Here is a 24,015-nt window from a genome sequence, read left to right as displayed (position 1 = left end):
ATTTGACGCAGGAAAATAAGGGAAAAAGAACCTAGAGGGTTTATAACCAACTTTTATTGAGTTTTATCTGGTAAAATGTTTAGCAAAGTATAATTTTTGATTTTAAAATTATAAAAAGTACTCTTTTGTTTTTTTTATTTTTATCATGACGACGGACCAGCCTTTCACGAATAAACTCATATCCGAAAAATCTCCTTATCTTCTTCTCTACGCTCACACTCCAGTAGATTGGTATCCTTGGTCTGCAGAAGCTTTTCAGAAAGCTTCCACAGAAGATAAGCCAATTTTTTTGTCTATAGGATGCACGCACTCTAAATGGTGCCAAGTCATGCTTAAAGAAAATTACGAAAATCCTGAAGTTGCGGCTATTCTAAATGAGTATTTTGTGTGTATTAAGGTGGACAAAGAGGAACTTCCTCACTTAGCAACCTTATATTTCGAATTATCCCAGATGCTTTCCGTATCCGGGGAAGTGCAAGATTCTCCAACTTGGCCACTTCATGTGTTTCTTACACCAAATCTCCTTCCTTTTTTTAACCTGGGATACGCTAACTTCTCAGGAAAAACAGGGGCAGCCTCTTTTGTTCAGATGCTAGAAAAATTACATGTTATGTGGGAGGATCGCGAGGACCGGGAGATTTTTATTCAACAAGCAGAAAAAGTCGTTGAAGTTGCTGCCTTCCTGGAAGTGTGTGCTTGCAAAAAGGAGCGCCTGGAAGAGAAAATATTAAAGCAGGTAACAGACGCTATTTATCGAGATGTCGATGCTCAATTTGGGGGGATTAAGTCCTTCCCTAAAACTTTACCAGGCTTGCTTAGCCTGTTTCTTTTACGAATAGGAGCAGAATATCAAGACAGCAGAGCCATTTTCTTTGTAAATAGGTCTTTGCAGACTGTTGCAAACGGAGGAATTTTTGATCATTTGGCAGGGGGATTTTTCTGCTATACGATTGATGATCGATGGTTGATTCCTTGCTTTGAAAAAAGACTTTTCGATAACGCCCTCATGATGCTCGTTTATGCTGAAGCTGGCGTGTATATGAGAAATCCTGAATTTATAGTCACAGCTAAACGGGTGCTTACTTATTTAATCAAAGAGCTTTTTGATTCCGAAACCGGAGCTTTTTATCTTTCTGAGTATGGACAACAGTGGTCGGGAACAAATATCGACAGTCAATACACTTGGTCCGGGGAAGAAATTCGTTCTTTGTTAGGAGAGCACGCAGAGATGTTTTGCGAGTATTATGATGTGTCTAGGGAAGGCATCTGTAATGGCAGAAATATACTGCACGTCTCTCCTTATATGAATAAAAAAGAAATGGCTGAGCGTTACCAATGTTCTCTAGAAGAATTTCAGGAGAAATTAGACGGATTACGAGAAAAGTTGCGTATTCATCGGGCGGGGAAATTTCAATCTTTTAAAGATGATCAGTCGTTGACATTTCAAAACGGTTGGGGAATTTTTGCTTTGATAAAAACGGGGCTCATCTTAGGGGAGCCAGAATGTTTTTTAGTAGCAGAGAAGTGTGGGGATTTTATCTCGAAAAATTTGTGCAAAAATGGACGTCTATTACGTCGATGGCGACAAGGAGAAGCCAAGTATTCTGCAGGATTAGAAGATTATGCCGCAGTTATTATGGGGGCTATCTCCCTTTTTGAGATAGGAGCGGGAGCAAAGTGGTTGGCCTTCGCCGAGGATCTAGTAAAGGAGGTATTGATATCTTTTCGATCCGAAACAGGAGGATTTTATTCTACCGATGGAAAAGATGCTTCTCTTTTGATACAAAAAGCCTGTTTTATGGACGGGGATTCTGTATCAAGTAATGCTCTGCTTTGCCAGAGTTTATTGAAATTACATATCATTTCAGGGAAACGGCATTACCTAACGGTTGCAGAAGAGATTTTACAATGCACTCAAGGGAAATGGCCTAAACATAAATTCTCTTGTTTAGGAAGCTTGCTTGCTGCGCAAGAGTATTTTTCTAATCATCACCAAAAGGTTTTTATTGCCTTAGGAGATGAGCGAGATAAAGCCCGAGTATGGGATTGTTTTAAAGGAAGGTTCCTTCCTCACACCTCTTTTATTTGGTTAACAGCCAAAGATCGCGAGATATTAACAACATGTCTGCCAGAAGGAGAACTCGGATTAATTCCTTCAAGCGAAGACTCGACAACAAAGATCTATCTTCTTGATAAAGATTGTGGTCGGGTATTTTCTTCCGTAGAAAGTTTTTATGAGTTTTTTTCTAAGTCAAGTTAATCGGAAGTTTTGATTCTCAGTTGTTCACCGGCTCCAGTTTTCGTCGATAAAAAAATAAATTTTTGTGTCCTTTAAGTTGAGGATATAACGCTTTTCTGTTAAAAGTGTTCTGACGGTTGGGCCTCTTCCCCCTATAGCTTTTACTCAGGACGAGAGTAGGTTCTTTTTAGAATGTAAGCTTGTTTTTTTGAAGATAGCTAACAGCCCTGATAAGGAAAGTTGCAAAATTCAAAGAAGAGGGGGAGGAACAACCCCAAATCTCACAGGGTCTTTCCACCTAAAAACTGTAAATCAAGGATGCGAGTAGTGAAACGTATTGTTATAGCTTGCTATCTAGGGGGCGCAATTTTTTCAGGGGTTGCTTTTGGTTATGAAGGATCTTTCTCGGCAGCTTCTTTTGAACAGAACCCTTCTAGGGTGGCTATCCACAATCGAGTATTGTTTAAGGTAGATGAGGATACTGTAGTCACAACTTTGGATGTGATCCACAAGTTAAATGTTCTTTTTTATTCAACTTGCCCACAGTTGGTAGATTCTGTATCTGCAAGATCCCAGTATTATTCTGCTATGTGGCCTGTGGTTCTAGAGTCGGTGATCAACGAGTTCCTCATGGCTGCAGATGCAAAAGCAAAAAAAATTTTCATCGACCCAACCTCTGTCAATCAGGAGATAGAGGGGATGTTTGGTCGCGATTTATCTCCTTTTGCAAAATTCTTTGATATGACTCCTGAGGACGTTTTTAATGTGGTGCATCGGATTTTGGTTGCTCAGCGTATAGAAGGGATGATGGTGCGTTCTCGAGTTATGTTGAAAGTGACTCCTGGTATGGTGAAGGCGCGTTATCAAAAGCTTTTAGAAGAAGCGTCACAAATTTCGCTGTGGACTTATCGAGTGCTGACTGTTAAAGCGAGTTCGGAGTTTCTGGCGAATAAAATTGCTGGGAAGGTGCAGGAGCGTTTAAATGAGGATGCTGTTTGGGATAAAGAACGATTGACAGCCATGGTCCTTTCTCAAGGAGGACAATTGATCTGTTCAGAAGAGTTTATCCGAGAGGATATGCAGCTATCTGATGCTCATAAAAAAGCCTTAGAAGAGATTTGTTTTCCTGAAGAGCGCTGCGGAAAAGCCTTAGAACACGCTTCTGGGCTGAAGCTTTTTGTGTTGTTTGATCGCTCTACAAAGACTCTAGAACCTCTTGAGAAAATGGAAGCGCAAATAAAACAGCATCTTATGCTAGAGCTGGCTGAAGAAGAAGAAACGAACTATAAAAATAAGTTGCATGCTCGTTACGGGTTTGACCCCGCTATTGTAACCCAACTTCTTGCTGAAGACGCTCCCAAGCTATTTTCTTTATTATAAATTGTTATAAAAAAGGCTGAAGGGTGGCGAGAAGTTCTATAGAGCAGTTAACTTCTTTTCTTAAGTCTGTCAATGGACGGGCTAAGAAGGCTCTGTCTCAAAATTTTTTGGTAGACGGGAATATTTTAAGAAAGATTATTGCGACTGCCGATGTCCAGCCTGGGGATTGGGTTCTTGAAATAGGGCCTGGTTTTGGAGCGCTGTCCGAGGTTTTGGCCTCTCAAGGGGCAAATGTTATTGCCCTGGAAAAAGATCCCATGTTCGAAGCCTCCTTGTCGCAACTGCCCATAAATGTTGAGATTACGGATGCTTGCAAATATCCGTTAGCTTCTTTAGATGATAAAGGCTGGCGAGGGAAGGGACGAGTGGTAGCAAACCTTCCGTACCATATTACTACTCCATTGCTAACAAAGTTTTTTTTAGAATGTCCGCATCGTTGGAAAACAGTCACAGTAATGATCCAAGATGAGGTAGCTCGGCGGATTACCGCTAACCCTGGAGATAAAGATTACGGCTCCTTGACGGTTTTTTTGCGTTTTTTCGCGGATGTTCAATATGCATTCAAAGTTAGTCCGAACTGTTTCTATCCTAAGCCCAGCGTACATTCTGCAGTTGTTCATATGCGTGTGCACGAAAATTTTCCTTTAGAAGGTTCGGATATAGAAAAGTTTTTTATGTTGACTCGAGCAGCATTTGGACAGAGACGAAAACTTTTAGCTAATTCCTTGAAGAATTTATATCCTAAAGAGAGGGTTTTCGAAGTTTTAGAACAGCTTGGGTTTTCGGAGAAAACTAGGCCGGAGACTATTTCCTTAGAGGAATATTTGAAAATTTTTTCTTTGTTAAAAGATTGTTAGAATTTTTTCTCGGGCTTTTGAAAAGAAGGCTTCTCTTTCCAAATATCTTCCTTTCTATCACAATGTCTGCTCTAGGTATCTCTGATGTTATGGCGCTCTCTTCGCATACATTTCCTTTGATGTCAGAAGATACCAGAGAATTATTTTGAAAGCATAGGTTTAGCGAAACGACTTGTTTTTCTACGTCGTTGTTTAGGAAGTCTTTTGAATTATGATTAGAGATCTTGAGTATTACGATAGCCCAATTTTACGTAAGGTGGCAGCTCCTATAGATGAAATAACAGATGAGCTGCGACAACTCGTATTGGATATGAGTGAGACGATGGCTTATTACAAAGGTGTGGGGCTAGCAGCTCCTCAGGTAGGACAAAGTATCTCTTTATTTATTATGGGCGTGGAGAAGGAGCTCGAGGATGGCGAGCTTGTTTTTTGCGATTTTCCTAAGGTGTTTATTAATCCCGTCATTACGCAAAAATCCGAGCAGCTAGTCTATGGAAATGAAGGATGTTTATCTATCCCGGGATTAAGGGGAGAGGTTGCTAGGCCGGATAAAATTACGGTAATGGCAAAAAACCTAGATGGGCAGCCGTTTTCTATGGCTCTAGAAGGTTTTTTAGCGAGGGTTGTGATGCATGAAACAGATCATCTGCATGGGGTCCTTTATATTGATAGAATGTCTGATAAGGACAAAACAAGGCAATTTAAGAACAATTTAGAAAAAATTCGTCGAAAATATAGTATTCTACGAGGTTTGTAGCCAGAAGATAGCCTCCCAAGAACCTTTTCTGAGAGGCCGGTATCTTTAAAAATTTTTTCTCTTTACTTATACTTACGTTGCACGGCGGCAGAAGAGGATTTGTTTGGGGATGGCAGTGTTTATGAGCGCGCTTCAGTAATTTTTTAGGAGGGTAAGTGATTGCTCTATTTTATATTTTTTTGTTCTTGTTCCTGTTGTTATGCTTAGTTCTATGCGGACTTGTTCTTGTTCAAGAGAGTAAAAGTATGGGATTAGGATCTTCCTTTGGTGTTGATTCTGGAGATTCTGTATTTGGAGTGTCCACCCCAGAGATTTTGAAAAAAGTGACAGGCTGGTTAGCCGGTGTTTTCTGTTTGGGATGTTTAATCCTGTCGTTTGCAACAAGCTATTTAGGTAAAGGAGAGGAAGGACTTTCTGTTCCTCAACAATACGTGGAAGATTTCGTTGAAGATGTTGAGGAATAAGTCTTCCTGTAAGAAAAGACCTGAATGCACGTCTCCAGCTAGTTTTTAAACTAGCTGGTTTTTTTTTATCCAAAAGGATGGCAATGCTTGTGTTTGCGTTTATCTAATTTCAGATAGAAGAAGCACCGTTTATCAGCTTCTCGTTTCTCATAAACAGAGAATAGCTGCCAGTGCTCAAAGATTTTATGTCCTAAAATCATCTGGTATTCTAAATAAGACGGGGTGTTCGGGTGATGCCAGCCATAACGGAGGTTAAGGTTATAACTCCAGCAGGGATGCGGCCGAACAAAAAATTTGCCGGAGATTAAATTCCTTCGATTAGAAACTGGCGAAGCTAGTAAAGTTTCTAAAGGTCGACTCACATCAAGTATATAGTTATCTTTAGCACATTTAATGAACCCATACTTGCTTCTATGCAAAAACTCTAAAGTCAGGCCAATATTGTCGTTTAGGATCCAATCCCAAATAATGTTGAGATGATCCCAGCGGCTTTTCTTCCAAATCCACTCAGCATCTATAGATAAGGTATTTTGAAGTGTTAAAGGTAGAGAGAACCAACAAGCCGTTTTTGGGAAAGTCTCTTTTGCATAAGGCTCGTTAAAGATACAGGTTGTCCACAATTTCAAATAAGAGGGGGGTATTGGAGCGGAATGTTTATTCAAGACCCTAGATTCTATGCCAATTTGAAAAAGATTGATGGAGTGAAAAGCATCCTTGATGGAGAAGATATGAGGCTCGTCTGGGGACAATAAGGGGCGCGTCGTTTTTAAAAGTGAGCAAAAAGGCTCAACAATATGGCGTGTATAGCGATATTCTCTTTGTAGAGATAACCGATAATCAAGAGATAAAGCCCCCGATAACTGCCAATGACCTGTATTTTGAGAAAGCAGCCGACTGTAGTAAATGGCTGTTCCAGATAGTGTTGGAGTTAATATTCCTATAGGAAAGGCCAGGCTACGGTAGATCTTATGAGCAGAAGAGAGCCTCCACGACGAAAAATTCGATCCTAAAATATTGTCGCTGAAATGAAAATCTAAAAAGCCTGCTTCTAGGCGATTTTCTAAAAAAATACGAGAGCCTCCAATCGTTACCGGCCGATGGTGAAGTGTTATTTGAGGCAATTCTTGTTTAACATTTTGAAAGGAATTCACTTTAACGGAAGAAGTAACTTTTCCAAACAGGTTGTCATCTCGCCAGCCTAGACTGATTTCTGTAGGACCGGTATTTTTTAAAGAAAAGTTATTAGGGAAAATATCAGCGACTGTTTCCCAGCTATCACTTAAATGGAATTCTCCGGAAAGACGTGTTTTTTCTTTCGAAAAAGTAAAATCTCCATGTAATCGATAACGATCCTTTGCTCCCGACGAATCGATAGCTAGCCGGTGTGCATAATAGCTTTTGATATGAAGTTCATTGCTAGGATTTTCCTGAGAGGAAAAGCGCATGTTGTATCCTAGGCCAATTCCGTGTTTAAAAAAGCTATCTAAGAATAAAGTCGTAGAAAAGTGCTTTTTAGAGATGGGAGAATAGCTGACACCTAAGTAGGATCCAAGAAAACCACCACTTCCTCCTCGAAAAGTAATAGGGGGTTTAGGGATTTCCATTGGCATAATGGAAACCTGAGGAAGAAATAATAGCGGAGTATTACAAATAGACAGACGTGTAGGGCCCATAGATAACACGCCTTTTGAAGAATACTCTAAATAATCTCCAGATAGACAAAGGTGTTTCTGAGGACCTTCAGAAGTCGAAATATACCCCTTGTGAATGATAATAGAAGACGGAGAGATTGTCATCGTGGATCCGCCAATGAACCAAGGGTATAACGAACAGCGGCCATTGGTTAGTAAACAGGAATCTGTATCTTCGTAATATTCTAAATAATCGCAGATTAGAATTTTTCCGCGATAATTCACCATGACATTGCCATGAGCGACGATTTTAATTCCGCAATCTGTACGGTTTTCAACATAGGCTTTATTAGCTTGAAGGCGTAGACCATCGTGAACATGTAGCACGCCATCTTCAACATCCATAATCCCCGTGATGCCCTTAAAATGGCTCAGGTAAGACACTTTTTTTTGGATCGCTTGTTGATGAGAAAGCCCTTCAGATGGGAAGGGGGATAGGATCACTCCAACGCAAAGCAGGAAAAGTCGTTTCACTAAGGATCACTCCACTATTCTCATTAACAAGCCAGATAAGATTGGAACATTTTTGTAATGCGTTTTTTTCATCAGAGAAAGAAAAACACGGATATCTTCGTCAGTCTTAGAGGAAACAAGAGTTTCTAAAATTGCAAGCATAAGTTGGGTGCGAGTCTCTGGGGATACCTGATATCGCAGATAAGAAGATTGGGGAGAGGGAAGAGGATTCTCCGTATCTGTAAATAAAACGGTATCCCCTATCAATTGTTCGGCATATGGATACAAAGCGGCTTTTTTTTCAGGATCTTTGGTCATTGTGTATAAAGCTAAATTAGCATAAGCGCGAATGATAGGATCTCCCGGAGTTAATGCTGCTGCAGAGACTAAAGAAAGTGCTTGAGGATGAGCTGTTACTGATAAAAAAGCAATAGCTTTAGCTGCTAGTGCCGTTTTTTGTGAGGCTAGAATGCGTTCCAGGTAAGGTAGGTAGGCGTTATTGGGTAACTTTAATAAGCTAGCAAGAATAGTATCTTCTGCTGCACGATACATTGCTAAAGTTCTTATTTTCTCTTCTTGGCTTAGGATGGGGAAAGTTGTGCATTCTTTCCAAGCTTGAGTCGCTTTCCCTATCGAATGAGAGGGTAAAAATAGGCGATGGGGAACCTTATTTTCTAACATTTCTGTTAAATAATTAAGAACCAAGTGATTGGTGCATCCCTGATGAACGAGAGCTAAAGCAGTATTCAGTCGAACTTCTTCTTTAGTTGTTTGACAAAAGATAGGAAGAAGAAGCTCTTCTCCTTTTTCTTGAGACAGGAAACGAGCAGTATAAAGAGCCCGAGGATGGCTTTGTTGGCAAAAAGTCGTTAGGATAGGCAAAGCCTCCTCTTCTTTCCCTAAAAATAATAAAGTTTGAGCTGCCGCTAGAGCTACTTCTGGATCCGATTTAGAGCTCAATATTTTGATTTTAGGATAGCTACTAAAATCTTCTAATTTTCCCACGGCATACAAAGCCCCTTCCTGGTCTAAAGGAGTTGCACTAGTAAGCAAAGAACGAAGCGTCGGAAGGAATCTTTTCTGTTGGTATTCTCCAACCAGGTAAGCAATATAGTTTCTTGTTAAGCTATTAGGAGAAGAGAGCAGCCTATATATGTAGGTATCCGCTTCTTCCGTTTCCAATTGCAAAAAGATGGTTGCTGCAAGGCACTGGATTTCTTCCGGAAGCTTATGGATAAACGAATAAAGATAGTCACTCACCTGACTATTTTTCATGCAGGCTAGACGATAGGCTGCTTCCAAGCGAATAACAGGGTGGGATGCTGTTAATCCTTTGAATAAAAGCCGGTCCGAGGTTTTCCCCCATTGGTTGCCTGCTGCATTCAAAATAAGAAGTTGCTCATAAATGTCTTGAGTTTCTATGACTTCGGACAGCAAATCTAAGAACTCAGATGAGCCAGAAAGCCCTGCTCCAATAATTGCACTCTTACGTATGTAGGCGTCTTCAGAGAACAGGCTTTGCTGTAAGTAGGATTCTGCAATTAAACGTAATATGGAGAAATCATGGTGTTGGTGCGCTTCAGAAGCTTCGAGATAAACTTCTAGAGCTTGAGGAATAGATTTTTTGCAAAAAAACAGTATTTTTTGGGAAACAGAAGGGGGGAAGTCACAGTTTGCTGAGATCGTTAGAGAAAGTAGGCCAAGTACAATTAGGCGAGATAATCCCATAAGCTGATGTTAAACTCCATGAGCAACTGGTTCAGCGTCTTTATAGGCAATCCTTGTATATTATATACACAACCTTCTATTTGTTTGATGATTAACCCTCCTCCATCTTGTACACAATATCCCCCGCATCGCTTTAATGAGGAAAAGGCTCGCACATAAGTCTTAAGATGCTGAGAGGGGATGTCAATAAAAGAAACCAAGGTAGTATCTGCTGCAGACACAACTTTTTCATTGTGCATGAGAACAAGAGTTGTGATGACGGAGTGAGAAGAACCGCTTAAAGCTCGCAACATCTCTACCGCATGCTCTTCAGATTCGGGCTTATTGAAAACCTCTCCTTTGTAAACAACAACGGTATCAGCAGAGATGATCAGGGAGTCTGAAAATCCCCGAGAGCGAATGGCATTAGCTTTGTTCCAAGCCAGCTCTCTCGTATACTCAAAAGGATCTCCAGAATAGACAATGCTGCGTTCATCAAAGTTTGGAGAAACGCAAATAAAAGGAAGGCGAAAATTTTCTAAAACAGCTTTTCTTCTTTCCGAAGAAGACCCTAAAATCAACTGAGTTCCCATGTGACTCCACTTTCTTTTTTTAGGGACTTACTTCTTTTGGCTTGCCATATACTCGGACATGGGTCCATCAAAGAAGGTTATCTCTCCTTTGTCAAAGATCAGCAGTTTTGTTGCACACTCATCTATCAATGTTCTATCGTGCGAGACAAAAATTGCCGTTCCTGGATAGTCGTTAATCGCCCAAGCTAGAGCAGAAACCGACTCCAGATCTAAATGGTTATTGGCTTCGTCGAGAATGAGCATATTGTGGTTCTCCAGCATCATCCCCGCCATGAGCAACCGAGCCGTTTCTCCTCCGGATAAAGCTTTGACCTGTTTGAAGGCATCATCTCCTCCAAACAGCATTTTTCCTAAAACGCTTCGGATTTCTTGATCAGTGATTCCTGTCTTGCGTCTACGCAGCCATTCAAAAAGCGTTTCCTCTCCACAGTTTCTAAGCACGTCAGCATGGTTTTGAGGAAAGTATGAAAAAGCAACATTGTGACCTAACTTGATCTGTCCTGCAGAAGGTTGCTCTACACCTGCCAACAACTTCATTAAAGTTGTTTTTCCTAAACCGTTATTCCCTATTACACCGATCTTATCGTTTTGGTAAATTTCTAAAGAAAAAGGCTTGAACAGAGGATCGGCATCATAGGTTTTGCTGATACCCTCTATAGAAAAAACTACCTTTCCAGATGCTTTATCGGATATGGGGAAACGAATATAAGGTCTCTGAATATTCGATTTTTTTAGCTCTTGAGGCTGTAATTTTTTGATCTCTCTTAAGCGGGACTGTACCTGGCTAGCCCGAGATCCTGCTCCAAATTTGGCTACGAACTCTCTTAGCTGAGCAATTTTTTTCTCTTTAGATTTAATGTCAGCCTTTTCCTGCTCCCGAGAAGCCGTTTTCATCTCGACCATGGCGTCGTAATTGCCAGGGTAAATAATAATCGTATCGTAATCGATATCTGCAATGTGTGTTGTGATCGTATTTAGGAAATGCCGGTCGTGGCTAACTACAATAACTGTGCCGTTATAATCCTTAAGAAAATTCCCGAGCCAATTGATAGAATGCAGGTCCAAGTGGTTGGTAGGCTCATCCAAAAGTAGCGCTTCAGGATGGCCGAATAGAGCCTGACACAAGAGGACACGAAACTGTAAATCCAAAGGAATGGTGCTCATTTTTTGAGAGAAGAATTCCTCCGGGATACCGATACCTAGAAGTAATTCTTCGGCTTCAGATTCTGCGCGATAGCCATCCTCTTCGCCGATAATTTCTTCGATTTCGCCGAGCTCCATCCCTACAGCATCAGTGAACTCCTCAGCATAAAGAGCATCACGACGTTGTAAAGCCTCCCATAAACGGGAGTTCCCCATAATTACGCAATCCAAAACAATAACATCGCTGAAACTATCAATATTTTGGCGCAGAATCCCGATCTTCTTAGGCAGGGAAATGGTGCCCCGAGAAGGCTCTATTACGCCAGTGATAATTTTCAATAGGGTAGACTTCCCAGCTCCGTTAGGGCCTGTCAACCCGTAACGATTTCCTGGGTTAAATACTACAGACACATCATCAAATAAGACTCGTGTCCCTAACGTTTTGCCGATTTTATCAAGAACAATACTCATGGCCGAAAGAATAACAAAGAGCTTCTTAGAGTACAAGAAGTTTACCCGAGCAATTCATCCTCCAAGTTATGGGGGTGGGTTTCAGAATGGATTTGTTTTTTCAGCTTCATAGAAACGTGAGTGTAGATAGTTGTAGTTTCTAGAGAGGTATGGCCCAACAATAATTGAATGGTTTTTAGATCCATGCCTTTCTCAAGCCAATGAGTAGCAATGGTATGGCGGATAGTGTGGGGAGTAATCGTTCCGGATAAGCCAGTTTTTAAAAGGTATTGTTGAAATTTGCGATCGATAGAACGAGTAGATAAGCGCTTACCAAATCGATTTAAAAAACAAGCTTGATGATCTTGTTGAACGGCAGCTCTGTCGGGATGATCTAGATAGGCTTGTAACCATTGGACGGCTACTTTTGTCATAGGGACTATGCGCTCCTTTTTTCCTTTTCCGCAGATGCGTAAAAGATTGGATTGAAAATCAATATCCGAACGATTGAGAGCTGTAATTTCACTAATTCTTAGGCCAGAGCTATAGAAAAGTTCAAGTAAACAACGGTCTCGAAATCCTGTAACTTTATCGAGTTCTGGAGCGGACATTAGAGCTACAACTTGCTCATAGGTGAGCGGAGAAGGGAGTTCTTTTGGGAGTCGTGGGCCTCGAATGAATTCTGCAGGATTTTCCTTTATCCATTGGTTTTTTACACAAAATTTAGCAAAACTTTTGATAGCAGATAGCCGACGACGCACCGTGCGTTTTGAATGAGACGTTTGGATCTGTTCTAAAAGATAAAGCCGGATGTTCTCTTTAGTGAATAGAGAAAAAGATAGGGGAGAAAGAGAACGAGACTCTTCGTAGAGAGAGAGGTTAGGAGTGGGAGACAAGCAGCCTATTTTCTCTAAGAAATTTTTTAAAGAGCTAAGATCTATGCTGTAATTTCTTAGCGTGTGAGGAGAGGCCGCTTTCATGTTTTTTAGATAATCTAAAAATGCATAAAAGGATGCAATCATTCCCGAACCCACTGTACTTACAAGCTAGAAAAGCTTTCAGGCTGTTTCTGACAGTATATGCGCTAGTTCGAGTTTTTAGGGAACTCATAACTACGAAATTCTTCTGCAGCAAATACATTAGGGAAAATTTCTCCGGCTTCCCGAGTAAATTCTTCGGTGGTGTTATACCGAGCAGAGAAATGAGTAAGAATCAGCTGTTGGGCTTCTGCGCGTCGCGCTTGTTCTGCCGCCTGTTTTGCTGTCATATGATAATGATTTTTAGCGAGATGGGCGTGCTCTTCTAAATAAGTGCTTTCACATAACAAGATGCGAGCATTTTTTGCTAAATCTACTATGGCCTGGCAAGGTAAAGAGTCTGCAACGATAGCAATGCTATCTCCCTTACGTGTGTAACTTACGTCTTCTAAACGGATGACCCTATCATGAACCTTTATCTGTCCCTTATTAATCAGCTCTTGCATAATTGGGCCTTTTAAGCCTGCTGCCTTGATTTTTTCTGAGACAAATTTAGTTGTATCTGGTTCTGTAATCCGCCAGCCTAAAGTATCAACAAGATGATTGAGTTGACGAGCTTCTATTCGAAAGTTGCCGAAATCTTCAACTAAGCCCTCTCTGCTGATGGGGTGCTCTATTACATTGATAGTTTCATGGTAAATTGTGCTATAGCGAAGCCTATCAAAATATTTTTTCCCTGAAGCAGGGTAATAACAATGTATAGGATGAGAAACTTTATCTAGGTTGAGGCGCATGAGCATAGAACCTAGACCTAGGCAGTGGTCTCCGTGAAAATGACTGATAAAAATACGAGAAACTACCGTAGGAGCAATATTGGCAAAAATGAATTGTCGTTGAGTTCCTTCTCCGGGATCGAACAAAAGACCTTCGCCGTTCCAACGGAGTAGATAAGCTCCGTGATTACGGTGTCGAGTCGGTTGTTGACTTGAACAGCCTAGAATCGTTAGTCCTCGATAGCTCATTCCACACCTTTTTTAAGGAAGAGATTTTCTGAAAGCGAAATTATTCATGCCCTGCAAGCAACTTTTCTCTTTCGAAGCAAAGCGGAGTAGAAAAGCGGAACATAGCATTGATAAAACAAGTCAATGCAGTAGAAAGAAAATAATTTCTTACGTCTCTTCGAACTTTAGAGAGAAATTATATCTCTCGTTTGGCCTAAACACAAGCAAAAGCTAGCTCGAGAGAGAATATGGCCTTTTATGATTATTGGAGGGGAGCAATAAGCTTGTGTAAAAAGATGTTTGATGAAGAATCCCAGCTTGTGCGTCAACAAGGCTTTTTCCAAAAATTTATGGATTGGAAGCGTTTTGTTAATATTTGTAACGGAGTTGGAGTTGTGATGGGGGTGGGAATTCGTTTTCGGGCTATAGTTTTTGCAATGTCTGGGAGTAAAGGGAATAGGACTAGCAAGCAAGAGCATATTACTAAAGAAATCAAACAAATGCCAGCCCCCAATAAAGGAAAACTAAAAGAAAGGAGTACTCCAGAAATAATACCTGCTGTAGCTAGTGATAACAGGATAAGATACGCAGAGTTGATAATGCGTTCTGTTTGTTCATAGATAGGTTTTTTGAGCGGATTTGGCGAGGAGAGGGAAGGGAAAAAAGAACGAATCATGGAAGGAACTTGCATAATGGCCTCCTGTAATGTTTTGAAGGCGAATTATACTAAACTTAGATTTGTTAAGAAGAGGGGAGGAATGGTTCTCTGAGTTTTCAAGCTCAGAGAACCGTACTTAAACCTCAGGGAAAGCTATTTTGAACACGTCGTCATAATGTGTAACGAAGTGCACTTTTAGACCTTTTTTAAGATAAGCGGGGAGCTCATCGTAATCTCTGCGGTTGTCTTCAGGGAAGATCAAGACATTTAATTTTGATCTTCTAGCGGCGATCAATTTCTCTCGTATACCACCTATGCCTAATACTCTCCCTGTTAAGGTAAGTTCCCCGGTCATACCAAGATTATTCAAGACCGGCTTATCTAAAAGCAAAGAGAGCAAGGAGGTTACCATAGTGATCCCTGCAGAAGGACCGTCTTTGGGAGTGGCCCCCTCTGGGATGTGAATATGGACCTGAGATTTTTCAAAAAATGGCTGTCCTGGAGCATATCGCTCTAGCGCACTATGGAGGTATGTCCAGGCTATTTGCGAAGACTCTTTCATGACATCTCCAGCTTGACCTGTTAGATGCATGTCTGCTTTCCCTGATGCAGAAGGAACCTGAACGCTTTCTATGTATAGGGTAGCGCCTCCTAAGGAAGTCCAGGCAAGACCTGTAGCAACTCCTACAGGGGTTTTTTCATAGAAACGATCGCTGGAAAAGACTGGCTTGCCAAGGTAATCTTGTAGATTTTTTGGCGTAATTGTAAACCGAGATTTTTTAGAAGCGTTTTTCTCTTGGTTTTGAACTATCTTTAAAGCAACTTTGCGCAGAACTTTCTTAATGTTTTCATTAAGTGTACGTACGCCAGCTTCCCTGGCATAGTTGTTAATCATATGCTTAAGGGCTTCGGGTTGGAAGGAAACATTTTGTGCAGAAAGCCCCATCTCTTTTCTTGCTCTAGGAACGAGGTACTTGGTGGCTATCTGTAATTTTTCTTCCAAAATATATCCAGACAGACGTAGTACTTCCATTCGATCCAACAAGGGGTCTGGAATGGAGTCCAACACGTTTGCTGTCAAAATGAAGAGTACATTAGATAAATCAACGCGGACATCCAAGTAATGATCTAAGAAATCCTTGTTTTGTTCAGGATCCAATACTTCAAGAAGAGCCGAAGCGGGATCTCCATGATAACTGGCGCCAATCTTATCTACTTCGTCAATCATGATAACAGGGTTCATGATTTGACTTTGTTTCAAGGCTTGTACAAGTTTCCCTGGCATAGCTCCAATATAAGTTCGACGGTGTCCCTTGATTTCCGCCTCGTCGCGCATTCCTCCTACGGAAAATCGGAAGAATTTGCGGTGTAAAACTTTCGCTATGCTTCGACCAATACTGGTTTTCCCTACTCCTGGAGGGCCGACTAGGCAAATAATGCTCCCTTTCATTCCGTTAGCTAATTTGCCTACACTAATTAGTTCAAGGATTCGTTGTTTGATATCTTCCAGACCATAGTGGTCTTTATTCAAGATAGATTCTGCTTTCTTCAAATCATGGTATTCCTTGGTTTGGATTCCCCAAGGTACAATAGTCAACCAATCAAGATAGTTACGACAGACGGCATACTCAGCTGAAGAGGTTTCCAGTGTTTGCAGTTTGTCCATTTCGTCTTGGATAACATCCATGGCGTACTGAGGAACGTCTCGTTTGTTTAACCGTTCCATAAACTTTTCAAGATCGACAGCATGATCGTCTTTTTCAAGACCTAATTCTTTTTTTATTGTTTTAAGCTGTTCTTTTAAGAAGAACTCTTTTTGACTCTTGGTGATAGTTGCTTCAATTTTCTGATTAATGCTACTTTGCAGACGGCTTAAATCGAGCTCTTTTTTTAGTAAAACGAGAGCCTTGTCTATGCGATCATGCATATTAGTGGTTTCTAAGATTTCCTGAAGTTCTTCTCTTGTTGCTGTAGTTAGAGCAACAGAGAAATCGGCTAGCTTACCTGGTTCAGTAAAATCGGAATGGCCTAAGAAAATTTGCAACTCTTCCTTGAATAAGGGATTGAGCTTCAAAAGGTCTTTGATGATGGATACAATGCTAATAGAATATGCCTTTAGCTCTTCGGTCAGCTCCTTGTTTTCTTTGTGATACGAGACTTGAGCTTTTAAGTATTTGTCTGGGATAGGTTTAACGATTCGAATTCGGTCTTCTATGCTTAACAATACTTGGGCGCTGCCCCCTTCGATAGGCATAATGCGTAAAATCCGTGCAGATACCCCTACTCGGTGAAGTTGATTAAACCCCACTTTTAACGTGTTGGCATCTTCTTTTTTTGTCAGGACTAGTCCGATATGTTTTTGAGAAGATTTTGCTAACAGTGTGAGCACTTCGTAGTGAGGCCCAGCTTCTATAAGAAGGGGGGCTGCCATTCCCGGGAAGAAAGGACGCTTATTTAGAGGAAGAATAAAGAGCTCTGAAGGAGGAGTGTGATCATCTGACTTCTCTTCTGTCTCTGCGGATTCGTCAAGAAGCTTTTCGACTTCTGAAGCATTCGGATCTAGATTTTGAGGGTCTGCTGTATTATTCGTCGAGTTCACAATTGTCCTTGGGCAACTAGTTCAAAATCCTTGGAAGAGCAAGGGTTGTGTGCACATATTTAATATTACTTCTTCTTCTTGATATACTACAAAATCACAACAATTAGTGCATCTAACACGACAAGGTTTGGCGGGGTTTTTGTAAAATGTAGCGAAGAGATGTTAAAAGAATTTCAAGCTGTTTTGTTGAATTGTAAATAGTTTTTTTAGCGAGATTCGTTTTTTTTTGATGTTGGAGAATTGATTTTTTGAACTTAAACAGTTTTAATAGTTACAATTTTGCTTGAAATCAACCAGGATTTGGGACGTGCATAAGTACTTCGTTATAGACACTTCAGGTTCTCAACCGTTTTTGGCCTATGTTGATTGTCAAGCTGTTTTGAAGGTGTGGTCTTTGCCTGCGGGGCCAGATTTAGCGCAAACCTTAAATTTTATTTTTAGTGATTTAGATTTGTCTTTTCAGGGGATCGGGGTTGCTATTGGGCCCGGAGGGTTTTCTGCAACTCGAGTAGGTGTAGCTTTCGCTCAAGGACTTTCTTCCGCCCAAAATGTTCCTTTAGTTGGCTATAGTTCTTTGGAGGGGTATCTTTCCGCAGGCGATGGAGAGACGGCTCTTTTGCTGCCTCTAGGGAAAAAGGGTGGGGTGGTGGCTCTGAATTCAGAGCTTTCCGCAGATGGATTTTTCTTTAGCAAAGAAAATGGTTTTCCAGGAATTTTATTGCCTTATTCCGAAGCTTTACAGTATTGCTTGGACAAAGGATGTTGCCAGGTAGTCTCTCCGGATCCCGCGTATTTTATAGAGCTTTTTTCTCCCCATATTTCGGTAAAAAAAGTCGCTCCTTGTATAGATCGAATTCGCAAATATATCGTTGCGCAGTTTTCTCTGTCTCAAAGCTTTGCGATAAATTTAGATTACCGGAGTATTTCGTCTTTTTTTTAAGGCATCTTCCATCATTTGGAAAAAGAGCCTCTTTCAAGAGTTTTATTTACTTGTTTGATAATTTTGATAATTCAAATCAGGTTGCGTAACCTAAGTATCTCTTGAAGCCTAAATAAAAGTGGTGTTACAATCCCCTGCTCCTGCGCGTTTGAGCTAGGTGCGCGTTATTAAATAAAACCATTCACGAAATAAGGTTATTCATGCCCAGTGTTAAAGTCAGAGTTGGAGAGCCTATAGATCGAGCTCTAAGAATCTTAAAGAAAAAGATTGATAAAGAAGGAATTTTAAAGACTGCCAAGTCTCATAGATTTTACGACAAACCTTCTGTTAAAAAACGAGCCAAGTCTAAAGCTGCTGCTAAGTATCGAGGTCGTTAGGAAAATCTTTGTTAGTGGTGTTTTGTCATGGATTACTACACTATCCTGGGTGTAGCTAAGACTGCTACTCCTGAAGAAATCAAGAAAGCTTATCGTAAGCTCGCGGTGAAGTACCATCCGGATAAGAATCCTGGAGATGCAGAAGCAGAGCGACGTTTCAAAGAGGTTTCTGAAGCCTACGAAGTGTTAGGTGATGCGCAGAAGCGAGAGTCTTATGATCGTTATGGCAAGGACGGGCCATTTGCTGGTGCCGGAGGGTTTGGTGGCGCTGGCATGGGAAACATGGAAGACGCGTTACGAACCTTTATGGGGGCTTTCGGCGGCGATTTTGGCGGCGGCGGAGGAGGTTTCTTCGAGGGGCTATTTGGAGGCCTTGGAGAAGCTTTCGGAATGCGCGGAGGTTCTGAAGGAGCTCGACAAGGAGCTAGCAAGAAGGTGCATATCACGCTATCCTTTGAAGAGGCGGCGAGGGGCGTTGAGAAAGAGCTCTTAGTTTCGGGTTATAAGTCTTGTGATACATGTTCTGGTAGTGGAGCAAAGACCGCAAAGGGTGTGAAAGTTTGTGATCGATGCAAAGGCTCTGGTCAGGTGGTGCAAAGTCGAGGATTTTTCTCCATGGCTTCTACTTGCCCCGATTGCAGTGGAGAGGGGCGTGTGATTACAGATCCTTGTTCTGTGTGCCGAGGGCAAGGTCGTGTCAAAGATAAACGTAGCGTTCATGTCAATATTCCTGCTGGAGTAGATTCTGGAATGAGATTGAAAATGGAGGGTTACGGAGACGCAGGGCAAAATGGAGCTCCTGCGGGGGACCTTTACGTTTTCATCGATGTAGAGCCGCATCCTGTTTTTGAGCGTCATGGGGATGATTTGGTTTTGGAACTTCCTATCGGGTTTGTTGATGCCGCTTTAGGGATTAAGAAAGAAATTCCCACCCTACTGAAGGAAGGAACCTGTCGTTTGAGTATTCCAGAAGGTATCCAAAGTGGCACAGTCCTTAAAGTGAGAGGGCAAGGATTCCCTAATGTGCACGGGAAGACTAGAGGAGATCTTTTGGTAAAAATATCTGTAGAGACTCCGCAGCATTTGTCTAATGAGCAAAAAGAGTTGTTAAGACAGTTTGCAACCACAGAAAAGGCAGAAAATTTTCCTAAAAAACGTAGTTTTTTAGATAAAATCAAAGGCTTTTTTTCAGACTTTGCTGTATAGGAATAAGGAGCCTTTTATCTAAGAGGGAGCTGCTGTGAGACACTCCGTATGTCAATTAGATTCTGCTATTGAGAATATATTCAGGTTGGCATGGACTTTGAGATTCTCTGAGCGGAAGATGTTGTTATTATCTCGTCAGAGTGGCTCAGGAGGCTCCTTTCAATTATCTTGCGCTGGTCATGAGCTTGCAGGCGTAGTAGCGGCGAAAAGTCTGATACCTGGGAAGGACTGGGCTTTTCCTTATTACCGTGACCAGGGATTCCCATTAGGTTTGGGATGTGATCTTTCTGAGATCTTCGCCTCTTTTTTAGCGCGGACAACACAAAATCATTCTGCAGGCAGAATGATGCCTTACCACTACTCTCATAAAAAGCTTCGTATATGTTGCCAATCTAGTGTTGTAGGAACACAGTTTTTGCAAGCGGCAGGGCGTGCATGGGGGGTTAAAAATTCCGGGAAAAGTGAAGTTGTTTATGTATCAGGGGGTGACGGCTCCACTTCTCAAGGGGAATTCCATGAGATGCTAAATTTTGCATCGCTACATCAGCTCCCTCTTGTAGTGGCCATACAGAATAATCAATGGGCTATTTCAGTTCCATTCGCAGATCAATGTGGTGCGGACTTGGTTGCTCTTGGTAAAAGCTATTCTGGGTTGGCTACATATGAGGTAGATGGGGGGGATTTATCTGCTTTGACACAAACTTTTGAGAGTGCGGTTTCCAATGCAAGGCTCCGGCACATTCCTGCTTTAGTGATTGTCAATGTGGTGCGGTTGGAAGCTCATAGTAATTCGGATAACCAGACTACATATCGTTCGGAAGAGGAGTTGTTGCATTGTCAAGCCCTGGATCCCTTAGTGCGTTTAGAACAATCTTTGCTTCAGGATTTTGGGGTTTCGCAGGAAACTATTGAGCAAATGAAAATGGAACTTCAGGAGAATGTTAGCAGAGCTTGTGAGCTTGCTGAGAGGGTTCCTTTCCCTTGTAAGGGAGCTTCTAAACACGAGGTGTTTGCTCCATATAATGTTTCCCTGATAGATTATGAAAACTCTCTAAAATGCGCCTCTCTACAGGAGTCTGAGCCTCGAGTTATGCGTGATGCTATAACAGAGGCTTTAGTGGAAGAGATGCAGAGAGATCCCGGTGTTGTTGTTTTTGGAGAAGATGTTGCTGGGAATAAGGGAGGGGTTTTCGGAGTCACAAGAACTCTAACGGAGCGATTCGGAGAAACCCGTTGTTTCAATACGCCTTTGGCAGAGGCTACGATTATTGGAACAGCTATTGGAATGGCTTTTGATGGGTTCCATAAGCCTGTCGCTGAAATTCAGTTTGCAGATTATATTTGGCCGGGAATTAATCAGTTATTTTCTGAGGCGTCAAGTATCTATTACCGTTCTGCTGGAGAGTGGGAGGTGCCCATTGTGATAAGAACTCCCTGTGGAGGATATATTCAAGGAGGGCCTTATCATTCTCAGAGTATAGAAGCGTTTCTTGCGCATTGCCCGGGATTGAAGGTGGCGTATCCTTCAAATGCTGCTGATGCTAAGGCTCTATTAAAAGCTGCGATTCGTGATCCCAATCCTGTGGTATTCCTGGAGCATAAGGCTTTGTATCAGCGAAGACAGTTTAGTACAACGCCTGTATTTTCTTCTGATTATATTCTTCCTTTTGGGCAAGCTCGGATTGTGCATTCCGGGACGGATTTAACGATTGTTTCTTGGGGGATGTCCTTAGTCATGAGTGTGGAGGTCGCGAAGGACCTTCTGGGATTAGGTATCTCTGTTGAAGTAATTGATTTGCGAACGATAGTTCCTTGTGATTTCACTACCGTTTGTGAATCTGTGAAAAAAACCGGGAAATTACTAGTTGTTCATGAGGCTGCAGAGTTTTGTGGATTTGGCAGTGAGCTTGTGGCCTTGGTAGCGGAGAGAGCTTACAGGTATCTAGATGCTCCGATTAAACGGATAGGGGGGCTTCATTCTCCAGTTCCTTATTCTAAAGTGCTAGAGAATGAAGTGCTTCCGCAAAAAGAAACGATTTTTCAAGCAGCAAAATCTTTGGCAGAGTTTTGAATGCTAAGCGTAAGATGAGAAAAGAGAAAGGCGCTCCCAAAGGGGAGCGCTTTTTTTTTGCATGAATTCAGATGATTACTGAGTGCTCAACAGATGGGTTAGAAGCCTTTCCTATCGACAGAAATACTCCTAGGTAAAAAAGGAAGATAGAGAAAAGCATAATCCATTCCAAAGGTAAAGGAGCTGATGTTAATGTGATGAGGATATTGGGAGCATGTAGGCAAGGAAGATCAAGGATCCATGCAATATACGATGCAGAAACTTTGGATAAAATCGGGCTAAAAAATGAGAAAGGGACCAGCAGGAAGACGGGGATAACGAGAGAAGGGTAGAATAAGTTGAAGATTAGCCCGTCTAAGGGAAGGGTTTTAAACATGCGAATCATAGGGAAAATAATAAAAAGCTGCGCGGAGATAGAAATAGATAGTGCTGTAAACAAAAAACGAAGAGGAAAGAGGAACCATCGAGCGCCGAATAAGGATTCCCAGGGGTAATAGAAGAAGCGTATTAGAGGGGAAAAGAAAAATAAAATGCCTAAAGTAGCTAAAAAGCTAAGGATTAAACCTGGAGATTCTATAGGGAAAAGTAAAGAGCAGCAAATAAAACTAATGCCCAAGCGATTTAAGCTAGAACAGTGTCCTACAGTGAAAGGCGTTAGACAAAAGAGAATAGAAGAAAACCAGGTTCTAAGTACGGATGGAGACGTTGGGAAAATGAGATTGAGAAGCGATAATAAGAAAAGTGTGAGGAGACATCTCCTCTTAGGGGTAAGAGAGCCAAATAAAAAGAATAGAGCATTCGCGAACAAGGAAAAATGCCATCCTGATACGGAAAAAAGATGGGAGAGTCCTTTGCTTTTGAAAAGTTCTTTCTGTTTATAAGGGAGAGCTGTTCCAATGATCAGGCTAGAGGAAAATTTGCCGATATCCTGGTCTGGGAATAATTTGAGAAATCGCTGGTGAAGACTAGTGCGGAAGGTCTCCTTGAAAGAGGAGAGGTTTTTAAGTTCAGAGTAAGGACGCGTTGTTTGATCCTGTATTTTTGATACGCGGAAAGTAATGGGACATGATGATTTGGAGATGATTCCGTGTAAGTGGTAAAGGGTTTGTTCATCCAGAGGAAAAGGAGAGATAATCGAGCAAGGAAGATTCTGGAAGGAGTGATTATCCCTAGTTTTTAGAGAAGTAGCTATTCCTGAATACGAGTGGCTACCTGTCTTGCTAATTACAAAATAACCGGAGGCAGGACCTTTGGTTACACGTATTTTTGAAAGGGAAGGGGCTCGCTGTTTATGAGAAATGGAGGTTACAAAAGGAGAGAAGAGTAATGGGCAACAGAAACAGAAAAAAAAGAAAAGAAGCGTTTTTAAACAGCGTTTGGGAATAAAAGGATGGAGCGCTACAATCAAAAGAGCACAGCAGATAGGAGCCGTATGGGTGAGCATACCAGCACACCAGTAGGCTCCTCCGATGAAGAAAGGATGTTGTCTTCGAAAAACGGAGCAAGAATTTAACAGCCTTACCCATAAGGCAGATAAGCGATGTAACGAGGTTTGGAATGCAGTGGTACAAAGATGGCTTAACATCAGCTTTTTCTAAGCAACAGGTAGAAGTTTTTTCTCTGGAGCAGATGCGCAGAACATTTGCTTGGGAAGAGTTGTCTGCTAAAGTTCCGAGATTGCCGAGGGGATGGTATGAGCTGGTGGGCTTATCTCAAGCAGATCGGATTGAACTACTTCAAGACTTCTGGTTTTCTGCATTGGGCGTTGAGGATAGCGATTTCCCCGGTATTTGTCATTTTTTTCCTCTTTGAGCTATTTGGATGTCAGGATAGTTCGAAATAGCTTGTCTGCTCCCTATAGCGTGCAAATGGTGTACAGTTATAAAGGCTTAATGTACATAGGGGCTCCCCCTTTTGAGACTCGTGGGGTGGTTTTCCCGAAGCTAGGAGATGAGACCTATCAACGTTTTTTCTCTATTCACAATGGATTTTTTCGAGAAGGAGAGGTGGGCATTTTCCCTTATCGTTATTTAGCGCGAGCGCAGTATCTTCTTAGAGAGGAGTTGTTAGGAAAGGGAAAAATTGTTCGCGAAGATAATTGTAGTTCTTTAGGAATATTTCCCTTTTATGCTCAGTACGGTGTGGCAGATTGCCGTTGCTTCATCATAGATACTAAGATCCAGCAATATTTCCCTTCATATAATGTGTGCTTAGATAACCAGAGTCAATTTCTGTATGGAAAACTTTCTTTCCCGGAAATAGGTTCTGATGACCATTACCACACGTTTTTACTTTGGTTAGAACAGTATCTTTTAGGTCAAAAAACTTAGAAAACATATTAGCAATACGAAAACTAGAAGTCTTTTTTAGCTTTAAAAAGCCGTTTTAAGGACGGAATATCATGTCTTTTTGATTGGATTTAGCCTATTATCGTTTTGTTTTTACGAATATA

At 41.4% G+C, this 24,015-nt stretch carries 20 protein-coding genes; 11 read left to right on the top strand and 9 right to left on the bottom strand.

Annotated elements, in window-relative coordinates:
- The first annotated feature begins 145 nt into the window (after positions 1-145).
- The 5 genes from B6E89_RS01945 (at position 146) to secG (ending at position 5,697) form a co-directional block, all read left to right on the top strand.
- Entirely contained in the window at positions 146-2,260 is a 2,115-nt protein-coding gene (locus tag B6E89_RS01945; RefSeq protein WP_080127121.1) for a thioredoxin domain-containing protein, read from the top strand.
- A gap of 297 nt (positions 2,261-2,557) precedes the next feature.
- On the top strand, positions 2,558-3,619 hold the full coding sequence (locus tag B6E89_RS01940; protein WP_080133008.1) for a hypothetical protein: 1,062 nt from the start codon (positions 2,558-2,560) through the stop codon (positions 3,617-3,619).
- A 23-nt stretch (positions 3,620-3,642) separates the two neighbouring features.
- Positions 3,643-4,476 (top strand): 16S rRNA (adenine(1518)-N(6)/adenine(1519)-N(6))-dimethyltransferase RsmA, encoded by an 834-nt coding sequence (gene rsmA / locus B6E89_RS01935; protein ID WP_080121433.1) that lies wholly within the window; start codon positions 3,643-3,645, stop codon positions 4,474-4,476.
- A 211-nt stretch (positions 4,477-4,687) separates the two neighbouring features.
- On the top strand, positions 4,688-5,233 hold the full coding sequence (def, locus tag B6E89_RS01930; RefSeq protein WP_080133007.1) for a peptide deformylase: 546 nt from the start codon (positions 4,688-4,690) through the stop codon (positions 5,231-5,233).
- A 155-nt stretch (positions 5,234-5,388) separates the two neighbouring features.
- Complete coding sequence (secG, locus tag B6E89_RS01925; protein WP_035406365.1) at positions 5,389-5,697, top strand: preprotein translocase subunit SecG; 309 nt, start codon at positions 5,389-5,391, stop codon at positions 5,695-5,697.
- A 65-nt stretch (positions 5,698-5,762) separates the two neighbouring features.
- Here secG and B6E89_RS01920 read toward each other — a convergent pair whose 3' ends face one another.
- The 8 genes from B6E89_RS01920 to lon form a co-directional block, all read right to left on the bottom strand.
- Complete coding sequence (locus B6E89_RS01920; protein ID WP_080123027.1) at positions 5,763-7,862, bottom strand: CT351 family outer membrane beta-barrel protein; 2,100 nt, start codon at positions 7,860-7,862, stop codon at positions 5,763-5,765.
- Between the two features lie 6 nt (positions 7,863-7,868).
- On the bottom strand, positions 7,869-9,569 hold the full coding sequence (locus B6E89_RS01915) for a HEAT repeat domain-containing protein (RefSeq protein WP_080128688.1): 1,701 nt from the start codon (positions 9,567-9,569) through the stop codon (positions 7,869-7,871).
- A complete protein-coding gene (locus B6E89_RS01910) occupies positions 9,551-10,141 on the bottom strand; it encodes a Maf-like protein (protein WP_080133006.1) in 591 nt (196 codons plus the stop codon). The genes B6E89_RS01915 and B6E89_RS01910 overlap by 19 nt, the downstream gene beginning before the upstream one ends.
- Before the next feature lie 27 nt (positions 10,142-10,168).
- Positions 10,169-11,755, bottom strand: a complete 1,587-nt coding sequence (locus B6E89_RS01905; protein WP_035406350.1) for an ABC-F family ATP-binding cassette domain-containing protein — start codon at positions 11,753-11,755, stop codon at positions 10,169-10,171.
- Between the two features lie 41 nt (positions 11,756-11,796).
- The gene (gene xerC / locus B6E89_RS01900; RefSeq protein WP_035406348.1) at positions 11,797-12,756 is read right to left on the bottom strand and encodes a tyrosine recombinase XerC; all 960 of its coding nucleotides are present in this window, start codon (positions 12,754-12,756) and stop codon (positions 11,797-11,799) included.
- A 62-nt stretch (positions 12,757-12,818) separates the two neighbouring features.
- Positions 12,819-13,733: a ribonuclease Z gene (locus tag B6E89_RS01895; RefSeq protein ID WP_080123777.1), complete on the bottom strand. Its 915-nt coding sequence runs from the start codon at positions 13,731-13,733 to the stop codon at positions 12,819-12,821.
- A gap of 304 nt (positions 13,734-14,037) precedes the next feature.
- Complete coding sequence (locus B6E89_RS01890; RefSeq protein ID WP_080123776.1) at positions 14,038-14,403, bottom strand: hypothetical protein; 366 nt, start codon at positions 14,401-14,403, stop codon at positions 14,038-14,040.
- A gap of 103 nt (positions 14,404-14,506) precedes the next feature.
- Positions 14,507-16,969: an endopeptidase La gene (lon, locus tag B6E89_RS01885; RefSeq protein WP_080126628.1), complete on the bottom strand. Its 2,463-nt coding sequence runs from the start codon at positions 16,967-16,969 to the stop codon at positions 14,507-14,509.
- A 307-nt stretch (positions 16,970-17,276) separates the two neighbouring features.
- Between lon and B6E89_RS01880 the strand changes: the two genes are divergently transcribed.
- The 4 genes from B6E89_RS01880 (at position 17,277) to B6E89_RS01865 (ending at position 21,563) form a co-directional block, all read left to right on the top strand.
- The gene (locus B6E89_RS01880) at positions 17,277-17,909 is read left to right on the top strand and encodes a tRNA threonylcarbamoyladenosine biosynthesis protein TsaB (RefSeq protein ID WP_080133005.1); all 633 of its coding nucleotides are present in this window, start codon (positions 17,277-17,279) and stop codon (positions 17,907-17,909) included.
- 200 nt (positions 17,910-18,109) lie between these two features.
- Entirely contained in the window at positions 18,110-18,286 is a 177-nt protein-coding gene (gene rpsU, locus B6E89_RS01875; protein WP_035406334.1) for a 30S ribosomal protein S21, read from the top strand.
- A 27-nt stretch (positions 18,287-18,313) separates the two neighbouring features.
- A complete protein-coding gene (gene dnaJ / locus B6E89_RS01870; protein WP_035406330.1) occupies positions 18,314-19,492 on the top strand; it encodes a molecular chaperone DnaJ in 1,179 nt (392 codons plus the stop codon).
- Positions 19,493-19,526: 34 nt separating this feature from the next.
- Entirely contained in the window at positions 19,527-21,563 is a 2,037-nt protein-coding gene (locus B6E89_RS01865) for an alpha-ketoacid dehydrogenase subunit alpha/beta (RefSeq protein WP_080133003.1), read from the top strand.
- 67 nt (positions 21,564-21,630) lie between these two features.
- On the opposite strand, the gene B6E89_RS01860 is transcribed toward B6E89_RS01865, so the two are convergent.
- Positions 21,631-23,148: a ComEC/Rec2 family competence protein gene (locus B6E89_RS01860; RefSeq protein WP_080133000.1), complete on the bottom strand. Its 1,518-nt coding sequence runs from the start codon at positions 23,146-23,148 to the stop codon at positions 21,631-21,633.
- Between B6E89_RS01860 and B6E89_RS01855 the strand changes: the two genes are divergently transcribed.
- Complete coding sequence (locus tag B6E89_RS01855; protein WP_035406321.1) at positions 23,121-23,375, top strand: hypothetical protein; 255 nt, start codon at positions 23,121-23,123, stop codon at positions 23,373-23,375. The genes B6E89_RS01860 and B6E89_RS01855 overlap by 28 nt on opposite strands.
- A gap of 56 nt (positions 23,376-23,431) precedes the next feature.
- On the top strand, positions 23,432-23,893 hold the full coding sequence (locus B6E89_RS01850; protein ID WP_035406635.1) for a hypothetical protein: 462 nt from the start codon (positions 23,432-23,434) through the stop codon (positions 23,891-23,893).
- The last annotated feature ends 122 nt before the right edge of the window (positions 23,894-24,015 follow it).

The sequence above is a fragment of the Chlamydia suis genome (assembly GCF_900169085.1).
Lineage (GTDB): Bacteria > Chlamydiota > Chlamydiia > Chlamydiales > Chlamydiaceae > Chlamydia > Chlamydia suis.
Note: the sequence above shows the minus strand (reverse complement) of the source record. Positions and strands in the feature narration are given on the sequence as shown.